The 13,814-nt window shown below is 53.4% G+C and carries 10 protein-coding genes and 1 pseudogene; all 11 read right to left on the bottom strand.

Annotated elements, in window-relative coordinates; genetic code table 11:
* Positions 1-362, bottom strand: a pseudogene (gene murD / locus HMPREF9412_RS07530) (UDP-N-acetylmuramoyl-L-alanine--D-glutamate ligase); the annotation flags it as partial.
* A 3-nt stretch (positions 363-365) separates the two neighbouring features.
* Positions 366-1,331, bottom strand: a complete 966-nt coding sequence (gene mraY, locus HMPREF9412_RS07535; protein ID WP_009590845.1) for a phospho-N-acetylmuramoyl-pentapeptide-transferase — start codon at positions 1,329-1,331, stop codon at positions 366-368.
* 4 nt (positions 1,332-1,335) lie between these two features.
* Complete coding sequence (locus HMPREF9412_RS07540) at positions 1,336-2,757, bottom strand: UDP-N-acetylmuramoyl-tripeptide--D-alanyl-D-alanine ligase (RefSeq protein WP_009590844.1); 1,422 nt, start codon at positions 2,755-2,757, stop codon at positions 1,336-1,338.
* The gene (locus HMPREF9412_RS07545; protein ID WP_009590842.1) at positions 2,757-4,241 is read right to left on the bottom strand and encodes a UDP-N-acetylmuramoyl-L-alanyl-D-glutamate--2,6-diaminopimelate ligase; all 1,485 of its coding nucleotides are present in this window, start codon (positions 4,239-4,241) and stop codon (positions 2,757-2,759) included. Before HMPREF9412_RS07545 ends, HMPREF9412_RS07540 begins: the two co-directional genes overlap by 1 nt.
* Positions 4,242-4,302: 61 nt before the next feature.
* Positions 4,303-6,246, bottom strand: coding sequence for a stage V sporulation protein D (locus HMPREF9412_RS07550; RefSeq protein ID WP_009590827.1), 1,944 nt, complete (start codon positions 6,244-6,246; stop codon positions 4,303-4,305).
* Positions 6,247-6,332: 86 nt separating this feature from the next.
* Positions 6,333-8,639 carry a penicillin-binding transpeptidase domain-containing protein gene (locus HMPREF9412_RS07555; RefSeq protein ID WP_009590833.1) on the bottom strand — a complete coding sequence of 769 codons (2,307 nt, stop codon included), beginning with the start codon at positions 8,637-8,639 and terminating at the stop codon, positions 6,333-6,335.
* Positions 8,640-8,657: 18 nt separating this feature from the next.
* Positions 8,658-9,071, bottom strand: coding sequence for a hypothetical protein (locus tag HMPREF9412_RS07560; protein WP_009590826.1), 414 nt, complete (start codon positions 9,069-9,071; stop codon positions 8,658-8,660).
* Between the two features lie 33 nt (positions 9,072-9,104).
* Positions 9,105-10,058 (bottom strand): 16S rRNA (cytosine(1402)-N(4))-methyltransferase RsmH, encoded by a 954-nt coding sequence (gene rsmH / locus HMPREF9412_RS07565; protein WP_009590838.1) that lies wholly within the window; start codon positions 10,056-10,058, stop codon positions 9,105-9,107.
* 79 nt (positions 10,059-10,137) lie between these two features.
* Positions 10,138-10,575: a division/cell wall cluster transcriptional repressor MraZ gene (gene mraZ / locus HMPREF9412_RS07570; RefSeq protein WP_009590832.1), complete on the bottom strand. Its 438-nt coding sequence runs from the start codon at positions 10,573-10,575 to the stop codon at positions 10,138-10,140.
* Between the two features lie 207 nt (positions 10,576-10,782).
* Entirely contained in the window at positions 10,783-12,051 is a 1,269-nt protein-coding gene (locus HMPREF9412_RS07575; protein WP_009590835.1) for an adenosylhomocysteinase, read from the bottom strand.
* Positions 12,052-12,091: 40 nt separating this feature from the next.
* The gene (bshC, locus tag HMPREF9412_RS07580) at positions 12,092-13,723 is read right to left on the bottom strand and encodes a bacillithiol biosynthesis cysteine-adding enzyme BshC (protein WP_009590836.1); all 1,632 of its coding nucleotides are present in this window, start codon (positions 13,721-13,723) and stop codon (positions 12,092-12,094) included.
* Positions 13,724-13,814 lie beyond the last annotated feature (91 nt).

Below are 13,814 nucleotides of genomic sequence, written 5' to 3' on the forward strand. Positions count from 1 at the left end.
TTCGAGCCCGTGATGCCGATCATGGGAGCTTCGCACAGGTGATAGGCGATTTCGACTTCGGTTACGATAGGAATTTCAAGCTCGATCGCCTTTTGGACAGGCGGGACCGAATACGGAATTCCCGGGTTTTTGACAAGGAGCGCCACGCCGGGATGAATGAGGTCATCGGGATGCCCGCCGCAAATAACAGAAATACCCAAAGCCTCGAGCTCCGAGGCTTCAGGACACTGTTCTCTTTCCTTTCGATCATTCACGATGACGGAGGCTCCGGCTTGATGCAGCACCTTCGCTACCTGCACTCCGCTTTTGGCAAGACCCAACACGACGATATGCTTATCCCGATAAACATCTAGCTGCTTCATATGTTACAACCCCTTGTTGATATAGAGTCCGAGTCCCGCAAGTACCAGTCCCACGGCCCAAAATGTAAAAACAACGCGCCACTCCGACCACCCGGACAATTCGTAATGGTGGTGGATCGGGCTCATTTTGAATATTCGTTTGCCCCGGGTTTTGAAGGAGATCACCTGAAGCACAACAGATAGCATCTCGATGACGAAGACCCCTCCAATGATCAGGAACAGCAGCTCGCTCTTGGTTACGATGGCAATCGCGCCGATGGCGCCGCCGATGCCTAAAGAACCCGTATCTCCCATGAACACCTTCGCGGGATGAGCGTTAAATACCAGAAACCCGAGCACCGCGCCGATCATGGCAGCCGCGCAGAACGCCGCCGCGAACGAGGTGGACTGGATCGCGACGATGGCATACGCGCCAAAGGCAATCGCGCTGACGCCGGACAGCAGGCCGTCCAATCCGTCGGTGAAATTGACCGCGTTGCTGATTGCAAGCATCATGACCACGATGAACGGATAATAGAACCATGGGCCCCAATCAAAGGACCAATCCATGCCCGGCACGCTGATTGCCGTGCTGTGGCCGTTGGAAATCAACAGCCAGCACATAATACCGGAAAACAGAAGCTGTCCAAACAGCTTCTGCCGGGCCGTAAGTCCTAATGATCTGCGAAACACGATCTTGATGTAATCGTCAAGAAAGCCGATCAAACCGAAACCGAGCGTGGCTACGATCAGCACGTAGAAATCGGTATCGACAGGCGAAAATTTAATATAAGTCAGCGTAAAAGCTAGAAGAATGACGACGCCGCCCATCGTTGGCGTCCCGGCTTTTTTCAAGTGGCTCTGCGGACCGTCGTTCCTGACCTGCTGGCCGAACTTCATACGCCGCAGCAGCGGAATGAGCAGCGGAGCCGATATCACCGCAAGCACAAACGCCACACCGATTGTCAATAACAGCAATTGAAAGTCCATCAGCTCACCCCCTCGCTCCGTTGTTGCTGCCCGGCAGTGCCTTCAAGGCATCAACCACGTGCTCCAGCCTCATGCCGCGCGAGGCTTTCACCAATACGATATCCTTCTCCGTTACCTGCTCCAGCAGGGCTTCGATCAGCTTCTCTTTATCCGTAAATGAAAGCACGGCCCCTTCCGGGAAGCGGGCTTTCGCTTTATTCGCCGTATGAAGAGACAACGGACCGTAGGTGAATACCAGATCCGCATTGTCCGGAGATAAATAATCCCCGATCTCGGCATGAAATGACTCTTCCCGCTGACCAAGTTCCAGCATGTCCCCGAGCACGGCGATCCGGCGGCGATAGCCCTTCATATCGCCAAGCACGTCTACAGCCGCCTTCACCGCCGTCGGGCTGGAATTGTAGGCATCGTTCAGCACGGTTACCCCGAACGCGGTCTCTACGGCTTCGATCCGCATGCTCGACAGCTTCAGATGGGCGAACCCGCTGCGAATGGCTTCATCGCCGATGCCCAGATGGGCCGCCACCGCCATGGCTGCCAGGGCGTTCACCACATTGTGGCGGCCGAGGAGCGGCAGGCTGAAGCCTTCGCCTGCATGCAGTCTCGAAGTAAATATGATTCCTCTGGCATGGAACATGAGTCCCGTCGGATAATCGTCATTGGTATCTTGATTTCCGAACGTATACGTTCGCAGCCCCTCCGGCTTCACCGTTTCTTCTTCAGCAAGCACCTGACGGATCAGCGGTTCGTCCCCATGATAGATCAGCAAACCGCCCGGCTTCATGCCGCTGATAATCTCAAGCTTGGCCCGTGCGATTTCTTCCCGGGAACCGAGCTGCAGCAAATGCGCTTCCCCGACATTGGTGATCACGGTTAAATCCGGGCGGGCTATGTTCGAGAGCAGCTCGATCTCATGACGTCCGCTCATGCCCATCTCAAGCACGATAATGTCGGTGTCTTCCTTCATTGCCAGCACGGTTAACGGAAGCCCGATATGATTATTATAATTGCCTTGCGTTTTGTGAACGTTATACGTGGTTTCAAGCAATGCCGACACCATGTCCTTCACGGTGGTTTTGCCGTTGCTGCCGGTTATGCCCACCACCTTGGCTCTGCTCTCGGACAAATAGACCGCCGCAAGCGACTGGAGCGCCTTTAACGTATCCTCCACGAGAATGAGCGGGAGGTCGGCGGGAACCGGCTGATGATCCCTCTGCCAGAATGCCGCGCCGGCTCCACTGGCGAGCACGCTCTCCACGAATTCATGCCCGTCAAACTTCTCGCCGACAATCGGAACAAACAGGTTGCCCGGCTGTATGGTTCGGGAGTCGGTACCGACTCCTTGAATGATGATGTTGTCATCTTGGTTACGTGAGAGCGTACCGCCGCACATGTCGGCGATGCTCTTTAATGATTTATGGATCACTATTGTCTGCCCCTTATCGCGTCTTTGGCTACGATGCGGTCGTCAAAATCAAGCACTTCGCCCGCAATCAGCTGATAGGTCTCATGACCTTTCCCCGCAATCAATACTACATCGCCCGGGCTTGCCATTTCAATAGCCTTTTCGATCGCTTTCCGGCGATCGACGATGAGCTTGTAGCTTTCGGCTGCCACACCGTCCTCAACCAATCCGGCCTCGATATCCTTCAATATCAACTCCGGATCCTCGGTACGGGGATTATCGGAAGTTACCAATACAACATCGCTGTATTTCGCAGCGATTTTACCCATGATCGGCCGTTTGGTCCGGTCCCGGTCGCCACCGCAGCCGAATACGGTGATCACCCGGCCTTCCGCGAATTCATTGACGGTGCGGAGCACATTTTCAAGTCCGTCCGGCGTATGGGCGTAATCCACGATCACGGCATACGGCTGGCCTTCATCCACGACCTCTACGCGGCCATCGACTCCGGGCACGGATTCCAGGCTGTTCTTGATATCTTCGAGCGGTACACCTTCCAGGAGCGCTGCCGCGATCGCGGCCATAGCGTTATACACGTTGAATTTTCCTACCATTCGAATCGAAATGTCCGCACTGCCGCGGAACGTATCCACATGGAACGAAGTGCCTTGCGCGGTGATCGATATATTGCTCGCCCGCACATCCGCATCTTCACCCAAACCATAGGTTATCACTTCCGCCGCGGTCTGCTTGGCGAAATATGCCGAAGCATCGTCATCCGCATTCAGGACAGCATATTTGCGCGCGGATTCATCCTTGGCAAAAGCGTTGCCCAGCCGGGAGAAAAATAACCCTTTTGCGCCGCGGTATTCTTCCATCGTGTGATGATAGTCCAGATGGTCCTGGGTCAGATTCGTGAAGATGGCCGTCCGGAAATCCGTTCCCTTCACGCGCCCCTGTTCGAGCGCATGCGAGGATACCTCCATCACGCAGCACTCGGTGCCTGCATTGGCCATATCGTTCAAGTAACGCTGAAGCTCCAGCGCCTCGGGCGTCGTTCTCGGCATCGGGAAGGACTGGCCGCCGTATTTCATCTGAATCGTTCCGATCAATCCGGTTTTCAACCCGAAATCGTTCATGATCGTCTCGATCAAATACGTTGTCGTTGTCTTGCCGTTCGTACCGGTTACGCCGATCATCTTCATTCGGGAGCTCGGCTGATGATAAAAGGCGTTCGCCAAACCCGCCATCGCGAAGCGGCTGTCTTTCACGATGACCTGCGGGAGGTCAACCTCCAGCTTGCGTTCAACGACCAGCGCCGCGGCACCTTTGTCGGCGGCCTGGGCTGCAAACTCGTGTCCATCCACCGTATGACCCGGCAGGCAAATGAACAAATCCCCCGGTTTTACTTGTCTGGAGTCTGTTTCTATCCCCGTAATTTCAACATCTCCGGATCCCTCGATAACAGCAGCGGCCAATACGGATGATAATTGCTTCAAGTTCATTGTTATCCCTCTCTCTATATATCTGCATCATCCGCCCTTCGCTTGCCGACCGGATGATGCCTTAGTGTTCGTGCTTGGATTCCCCCGGGTCTTCGCCCATGTAAATCCGAATGGTGGACCCTCGCTCCACCCGGCTTCCCGGCTTCGGCGCCTGGGAAATTACCGTATTGCCGGTTCCGGACTTGGCCAGCATGAAGTTCATATTCAAGTCTTCATACAGATCCTGAACGGTTGCACCGACCAGGTTCGGTACGGTCACGGTCGGCGTCTCGCCGTACTTGTATTCGCGGGCAAGCTGATCTTTGCGCGGCGGGACGTTCATATAGTGCAGCGCATCCTCCAGGATATTCTGCACGATCGGGGCTGCCACGACGCCGCCGAACTGTATGCCTTTCGGGTTATCCACCGCCGTGTACACCACGATTTCCGGGTCATCGGCCGGCGCGAATCCGATGAAGGAGACGATATGCTCGGTTGACGAGTAACGGCCGTTAATCACCTTCTGGGCGGTACCGGTCTTCCCTCCCACACGATAACCGTCAATGAAGGCCGGACGTCCGGTTCCTTTGGCAACGACGCTTTCGAGTGCCTCGCGCACTTGCTTGGAGGTTTCCTCCGAGATTACTTGTCTGACGAGCTCCGGTTTGATTTCCTCCACCGTCTCGCCCGTCTCCGGATTGACCCAAGCCTTGGCGACGTGCGGCTTGAACAGCTTACCGCCGTTAATGGCGGCGGACACGGCCGCAACCTGCTGGATCGGCGTAACCGATACGCCTTGGCCAAACGCCGTTGTGGCCAGCTCGACAGGGCCAACTTTATCGAGTTTGAACAGAATGCCGTTCTCTTCCCCGTTCAAATCGATGCCCGTCTTCGCACCAAAGCCGAAATCCCGGATATACTGGAACAGGCTTTCCTTGCCCAGCTTCTGGCCCAATGCCACAAAGCCCGGGTTGCAGGAGTTCTGCACAACCTCCATGAAGGTTTGACTGCCATGGCCGCCTTTCTTCCAGCAGCGCAGCCTGGCTCCGCCGACCTCTACCGCCCCGCTGTCGAAGAAATGGTCGTTCTTCAGATCGACCTTGTCCTCTTCGAGGGCAGCGGCAAGCGTAATAATCTTGAACGTCGAGCCCGGCTCATAGGTCATCCAGATCGGCAGGTTGCGATTGTATGTCTCCGCTGAAAATTCCTGATAGTTGGCAGGGGAGTACCCCGGCCTGCTGGCCATCGCCAAAATCTCGCCCGTCTTCGGATTCATGGCAATCGACCATGCTCCATTCGCCTGGTACTTCACCATGGCCTGGTCAAGCTCCCGCTCCATGATGGACTGGATCGATTTATCGATCGTCAGCTCCAGATTCAGACCGTCGCGGGGCTCTACGTATTTCTCCGAGGAGCCCGGCATGATTCTTCCGCCCGCATCGGACAAATAGGATATTCCGCCTTCGAAGCCCTTCAGCTTGTCGTCATGCATGGCTTCCAGGCCGGTGAGTCCCTGGCTGTAGGCTCCCGTAAACCCCAAAATATGGGCCGCGAGATCGCCGTAGGGATAATACCGTTTGTTGTCCTCAGCAACAACGATACCCGGCAGCTTCAAATCACGAATTTCCTGAGCCAGCTCCATCGTAATTTTTCGTCCACCGGGATTTATCCGTTCCAACCTGGAACGTTTCGTAATGATCTTCTTGATATCGTCCTTGTCCATGCTGATCAGCCCGGCCAACGTCTCGGCTGTATGGTCCGGATCTTTGATTTGTACAGGAATCGCCCAAATGGTCGGTGTCGTTATATTCGTAACCAATGCGGTTCCGTTACGGTCCAGAATTTCACCCCGCTGTGCCGCGAACGGAATGTCGCGGCGCCAGAGATCCTCCGCTTTCGCCGACAACTCCGCGCCTTTCCCGATCTGCACATAGGCCAGTCTAATGATCAGCGCAGAGAACAGCAGGAGCAGCAGCAGCAGGCTCCAGAGCAGCCTTCTCCGCTGCGATACCTTGGATACTTTCACCTAAGCTTCCCTCCCTGTTTGAACCCGAAAGCTCATGATATGCGTTCTTCACATGAGTATTCGGGACAAACCCGGGTTAGAACAAGCTATTCCCCTTCGGTATCGCCTTGCCCTTGGTCGGTTGCTTCGGCTTCGTTATCGGCGGTTCCTTCCGTCTCTTTGTCGCCGGTTTCTTCCCCGTTCGCATTTGCGCTGCCAGCGGAGGAGGTTTCATCGGAACCGCTGCTGCCCGTTATCAGCTCTTGAGCCGATTTCAGCGTTAATTGCACGATCCGCTGGCCATTCTCCTTGGCTTCCAATTGCGATGCAACGAAACCCTCGCCTTGAACATTCACCTTGACTTTCATCAAGGTAAGCACCTCCATGGCATCCCTAAGCGATTCTCCCTCTAAATTAGGAATTTTCATCGATGGGCTGTCCTCTGTAAGAAGATAAATGCGCTGTCCAACGTTAATGATCGAATTTGCGGGCGGATACTGCTCCTTCACGGTGCTTCCATTGCCCAATGTCTCAAACGCAACCCCGTCCTTCAACAGCTTGGCCTTTACTTCGCTGAGCTTCATTCCCGTAAAGTCCGGTGCTTTAAGGGCATCCTTCGGCGCCGTTCCCGGATTCGATTTTTCTTTATCCTGAGTTTCAGTCGTTTTGGGAACGCCCCAATAATTCAATGTCTTGGAGACGATTTCCTTGAATATCGGTGCCGCCAGCGCGCCGCCGCCCTTCTCCACGTTCGGCTCGTCGATAATGACCAGCACGGCGATCTTCGGGTTCTCGACGGGAGCGTACCCGATGAACGAAACCACCTGTTTCGAACGGTCTTTATATCCGCCGCCGGATTTAATGGCGGTACCGGTTTTACCCGCAACGCGGTAGCCGTCGATATACGCAAGCTTCCCTGTGCCGTTTACTTGGTCAGCTACGACTTGCTCAAGGTAAGTCCCTGTTTCTCTTGCGGCTTCGGGAGATATGACCTGACGCACGACTTTCGGCTCGATTTTCTGAACCTCGCCCGTATTGGGGTCCTCGATCTCCTTCACCATATGCGGCTCCATGAGCTTGCCGCCGTTGGCAACGGCGGAAATGGCCGCAATCTGTTGTATAGGCGTAACCGATACGGCGTAACCATAGGTCATGGTTGAAATATCGGAATCATAGGTCATGTTCAGGGTGCCGAGAATTTCCCCGGGCAGGTCAATATTCGTTTTCTCGGTAAAACCGAATTCCCGAATATAATTGGTAAACCGCTCTTTGCCGAGCATCTCGTATCCCAATTTTACGAATGCCACGTTACTGGACTTTTTCACGCCTTCCAGGTAAGTAATCGGCCCCCACCCTACGCTGTTAATATCCCGGTGGGTTCTCCCCCCTGCTCTGATGGATCCGGATTGATAAATATCACCCGGGTTAAACAGCTTTTCCTGCACTGCGCTGGCCAGGGTTACAATTTTGAAGGTCGATCCCGGCTCATAGATGGACCGCACGGCATGGTTGATAAAATTCTTTTGATTCCACTTCGAATATGTATTGGGATCAAAAGTCGGCATGTTGGCCATCCCCAGTATTTCCATCGTGTTCGGATCCGCTGCGATCACCGTCATGCTGATTGGTTTATATTGGTTATACGTGTCGCGCATCGCTTCCTCGATATAATACTGGATTGTATCGTCGGTCGTCAGTACTAAATTTTTCCCATTTATTGCAGGCTGATATAAATCATCCTCACTGGGCAGCTTGACTCCCTTCTTGTCGCTCTTGTAAGAAGCGAATCCGTCGGTCCCCTTCAGCATCTCGTCATAAAACTGCTCAATGCCTCCGATCCCCTGTCCTTGACGATCGGTATAACCCAGCATATGTGCAGCCAATGTCTCTTTGGGATAGAAGCGTTTCTGCTCGCGTTGAAAGCCGATGCCCGAATCGGGAACTTTGCCTGCGGCCTTCAATTTATCATTCAAGCTTTGGCTGAACTCTTTAACCTCTTCCATCTTCTCCTGGCTGATCTTCCATCCTTCGTTGCGGACTTCCACGCCCTTCAGGTATTCCCCATCCTTGCCCTTGGCTTGAACCATTTCACGAAGCTTATCCTCATCCTTGCCGAGAGTTTCGTGCAGCCCTTTAACGACCTCATTCTCCAAGCCGTTAGCCTGGATGACCGCAGGGTTTACTATGACCGTGAAAGCCGGGGCGTCCATGGCCAGGATGTCGCCGTCCCGGTCCATGATCGTACCGCGGGATGCCGGCAAGTCCTGGGTTCTGGACCATTTCGCTAAGGCTTGTTCCTTCCAGAAGTCGTTATCGATCACCTGCAGCCAAAATACCCGACCAATCAATAAAGCAAAAAAGAGGGTTATACATCCCCCTATTAGCACGGTACGCAGTTTGATTTTTTTAATCATCGGTCAAAACCTCACACTTCAATCATTTTGTCCCGAGTCTGAATCCTGTGTCCCGGTTGCTCCCGAGACAGGTGATAGATGGATCATGTTATCGTCCTCAATCGGCACATAACCGAGCTCTTTCGCCTTGTCCAATACCTGCATCTCCAGCGTTTGCTTTTCTACCTGAAGTTGATTGATATTCCGCTTCGCATCCAATATCTTGTTCTCCGTCGCCTGGATCTGCCGGTTCAGGTCATAGGAATGAACATGACTCATGCCGATGACGCCCATGACGGCAACCACGAACACCACGGACAACAAATACAGCAGCTTTTCTTTTTGCGGAAGCTGGGAACGACGTTTAACGACTTTGGTCTTCTCGAGATAAGCGGACTGCTGCGTTTCCTTCTGTCTCTCCTGTACGGCTAAATTGCCGCGCGTGTAAGCCATGGCTGATTCTCCTTCTTCAGGGATTTGATGTTTCTACAGTTTCTCCGCAATCCGCAGCTTCGCCGAACGCGCCCTTGGATTACTCTCAATTTCTTCCGCCGACGGGATAAGCGGTTTACGGTTTACCAGCTTCAGATCGCCTTGGCCGCCTCCGCATACGCACATCGGAAAGTCTGGAGGGCACGTGCACTTGGGAATGTAACTGTTAAAAATCTGCTTGCATATCCGGTCTTCGAGCGAGTGGAAGGTAATCACCGAGACCCTTCCTCCCGGCGCAAGACATCTTACGGCTTGATGAAGCGCATCCTCGAAAGCGCCCAGCTCATCGTTTACCGCGATGCGAAATGCTTGAAAGCTTCGCTTCGCCGGGTGGCCGCCCGTTCTTCGAGCCGCGGCCGGTATCCCTTCCTTAATCATTTCGACAAGCTCTCCGGTTGTCTGAATAGGACTCTGTGCCCTTCTTTCAACGATGACCTTGGCAATCCGCCTTGAGAACTTCTCTTCGCCGTATTGGTACAATATCCGCGCGATTTCCTGTTCCGGCCATTCGTTTACAATCTTGGCTGCTGTAAGCTCGGCGGATTGATCCATCCGCATATCCAGCGGGGCATCATGATTGTAGCTAAACCCTCTCTCCCCTTCATCAAATTGCGGAGAAGATACGCCCAAATCGAACAGTATACCGTCAACTTGCGGCTGCCCGTTCTCGCCAGCCCCCACTTCGCTTCGGAGCACCTCCTCCAAATCGCGAAAATTGGTCTTAACGAGGGTGATCCGGTCCGCATAAGGCTTCATGGCCTCCCGAGCGTTATTCAATGCCCAGTCGTCCTGATCCAAAGCGATCAACCGGCCTTCCGAACTTAGTTGGGAAGCAATGAGCGAGCTGTGCCCCGCCCCCCCGAGCGTACAGTCAACATATATACCGTCTGGTTTGATGCGCAGCCCTTCTGTCGCTTCTTGCTTAAGCACTGTGATGTGATGGAACAAAGCTGCAGCCCTCCATTGTGTCTCTTACATGATTTTTAGTGTAACTTGTCCATTTCGATTACGGGATTTTCCTAGCTGGTCATAAGTCAAAATCAAAGTCTACCAGCTTCTCAGCAATGTCGTTGAACGCTTCCTCCGACTGCTGATAGTAATTCTGCCATTGCTCCTTGCTCCAGATCTCCACGCGGCTCGATACGCCGATGACGACGCATTCCTTCTCGAGCTTGGCGAACTCGCGCAAATTGCCCGGCAAATTTACCCTTCCCTGTTTATCCCATTCACATTCCGTCGCCCCGGAGAAAAAAAACCGGGTGAATGCGCGTGCATCCGACTTCATGAGCGGTAGGGATTTGAGCTTCTGCTCCATGATGGCCCATTCATCTTTGGGGTATACAAAGAGGCAATTGTCCAATCCGCGGGTTACGATAAACGAGGTGCCCAGGAGGTCGCGAAATTTAGCGGGGATGATGATTCTCCCCTTATCGTCGATGCTATGCTGAAACTCCCCCATAAACATCAGGCATTCCACTCCTTAACCCCGATTCCCCACTTTGCACCACTTTCCACCACTTTAGGATAATAGATTCGGCGTCAAGAATCAAATCCCTTCTGACCTGCATTTGTTTTTTTGGAACTTTCTCTCAGAACAACCGCGCAAAAAACCTCCTTTCATCCCGCCGGGGGATGGAAAGGAGGTTTGCAAATGATCTGAAGCTGCTGCGGTTTAATGCTGGGCCCAGCTGTCCAAGTAGGATTTCTGCTCAGCGCTCAGGCTGTCGATATGGATACCTAGACTTTCCAGTTTATATAAAGCAACCTGTTGATCCAGCTCGTACGGAACATTCACGACGCGGTTGCCGATGCCCTGGTACTGATCATTCACGTGTTTGAGCGACAAGGCCTGAAGGGCAAACGTCATATCCATGATTTCTGCCGGATGTCCGTCCCCTGCCGCCAGATTCACCAAACGGCCTTCTGCAAGCAAATAGATCTTACGGCCGTCCTTCAAATGGTATTCTTCGATATTGCGACGAACCGTCCGAACCGACTGGGATCGCTCCGACAGATCCGGTTTGTTGACTTCCACATCGAAGTGCCCGGCATTGGACAAAATGGCGCCATCCTTCATGACATCAAAGTCTTCTCCGCTAATGACGTCGCGGTTGCCCGTGACGGTTACGAAAAAGTCCCCCTGTTTAGCCGCTTCGCGCATCGGCATAACGTGGAAGCCGTCCATGTAAGCCTCAACCGCCTTGATCGGATCAATCTCGGTCACGATGACGTTGGCGCCGAGACCCTTGGCGCGCATCGCCACGCCTTTGCCGCACCAGCCATAGCCGACGACAACGACCGTTTTGCCTGCAACCACCAGGTTGGTCGTTCGGTTAATTCCGTCCCAGACCGATTGCCCCGTACCGTAACGGTTATCGAATAAGTATTTGCAGTAAGCGTCATTCACGGCAACCATCGGGAATTTCAGAGCGCCTTCTTTCTCCAGCGATTTCAGGCGCAGAATGCCCGTCGTTGTCTCTTCGGCGCCGCCCCGCACCCCCTCAAGCAGATCCGTGCGCTCGGAGTGAAGGATCGTTACCAGATCCCCGCCATCGTCGATGATCAGATCCGGTCTCGTTTCCAGCGTTGAGATGAGGTGCTGCTTGTATTCCTCCGGATCCGGGTTGTACTTGGCAAACACCGTGATTCCGTCTTCCACCAACGCCGCGCATACATCATCCTGCGTAGACAGCGGATTGCTGCCGGTAATCGTCACTTCGGCTCCGCCGGCTTGGATGACCTTCGCCAGATACGCGGTCTTCGCTTCCAGATGCAGCGAGATGGCCACTTTCAAGCCTTTGAACGGTTGTTCTTTCTCGAATTGTTCGCGTACCCGGTTCAATACCGGCATGTGCGCCTGCACCCAATCAATTTTGAGATGACCTTCCGGCGCCAGTTTCAGGTCGGCAATATTGCTGGTTTGTATTGATGATGAGCTCATTTAACAGCCTCCTAGGATCTGATGTTTGAATTCCTGATCATTATACGTAAACGACGCGGTGCATGCCCGAAGCATCGTATGGGATTTCCATCAGGCGATCCACCAGATTCAATCCGTAACGATTCATGTATTCCAGTATGTTGTATACCCGCTCCTGAGGCTTCCCTTCCGGGAGCAGCGTCTGTTTGATGCGCTTCCACTGCGCCAAGGCGGCCTCATGCTGCTGTTCCAGGGCATTCCGGGATTTACTTAACAGGTAATCCATCTGCTCCAATATTTTATCCTTATTGGTTAGACCTAATTTTAACAGTCCGCTCTGCATTTTGCCAAGATCTTCTATTAAAGGTTGATATAATGCTTCGAATTGTTTCCGGGTTTCGCTGAAGCGTTCCTCCAGATTCAATTCGTCCTTGCTTGCCAGCCAAGCCTCGCGCTTCTCGGACAAGCGAAGCTGAACATCCTCGAAGGACAATCCGTATTTCTCCATCAGCTTGTGGACGGTGCCGTCCACCATGGAGAAAGACATTCTCGGGATGATTAGCGGCATCTGTAAGCCCATATCGGCAAATGCATAGCGCGTAATCGCCCAGTAAGAGATTTCGCCAGGACCGAGTATCGTCCCCAGCACGGGGAGCAGCGAGTCCTGCATGATCGGGCGGGTCAGCACGTTATTGCTGAAGCGCTCAGGAAACTGATGCAAATCCCGAAGCAATTCTTCCTCCGTGAGAGAAACGATGCCCTTGCGGTCGGAGAACACGCCTCCTTCCCGGTACAGCAGCAGGCGTCTGCCTTCATGCAAGTAGAACAGATTGGCCCCGTTCTCGGATACGTCGGCCTGGACCTCGTAGCCCAGTCCGGCGATATCCCTTGCAGCCTGCTGGTACGAAAGTCCCAGTGTCTCGTTGCGGGTAATCAGCGATTCGAATATGGGCACTTCCAGCGCCCGAAGTCCCGGGTCTGCGGAATCCAGGAGGATCAGTCCATATTTGCCGAACATGCAGCCGATGAGTTTAGCGAATGCCTCGCTTAATCCGGCCGATCCGTCAAACGATTGAGACGCAAGCTTCAGCAGGTCTGCCTTGTATTCGCTGTCCGCCAGCTGCGTCTGAAGCTCTGCCAGCATCATCGACCAGTCCTCTTCAGGAACATCGGTATAACTCACCGATGTCCTGAGCCCGTCCTTGGCATCCAGCTTGATTTTGGACAGCTGCTGATCCGGAGTCAGGAAATACGTGTGATTGACTTCATCCCAGTCATGGTCCTCTCCAGCGATCCAAAATACAGGCACAACGGGACGATTCAAGCGTTCCTCCGCTTCGCGGGCAGCCTGAATCACGGTGATGGCTTTATATATGACAAGCAGGGGGCCGGTAAACAAACCGCTTTGCTGTCCACCAACCATGGTAACAGTTCCGGGCTGCTCCAGCTGTTGAAGTGATTTATGTACGGCAGGATGATCATTGTGTTTCTGGTTATACATCCGAAGACATGCTGCCAGCGACTTGCGCTGAATTCGTTTGTCTTCCGAAAGATCCAGCCATTGTACCCGCTCGGCATAGCCGTGCTCGCCGCGATGATCTTCACCGTAGAACCCGCTTACCCGGTCGAAATGGTGAATATAATCATGGGCGAGACGCGAAGCGAGGGATAATGGTTCCGGAACGATATTCATGAGGTATGCCTCCTATTCTACGTCGCAACCAAATCTAGATTGTGCATGCAGGTAAATTTGTTTCTTTATTTTTTGCCTTTCTTGATTGTAC

Origin of the sequence: Paenibacillus sp. HGF5 (assembly GCF_000204455.1) — a bacterium.
In the GTDB taxonomy this organism is placed as follows: Bacteria; Bacillota; Bacilli; order Paenibacillales; family Paenibacillaceae; genus Paenibacillus_AQ; species Paenibacillus_AQ lautus_A.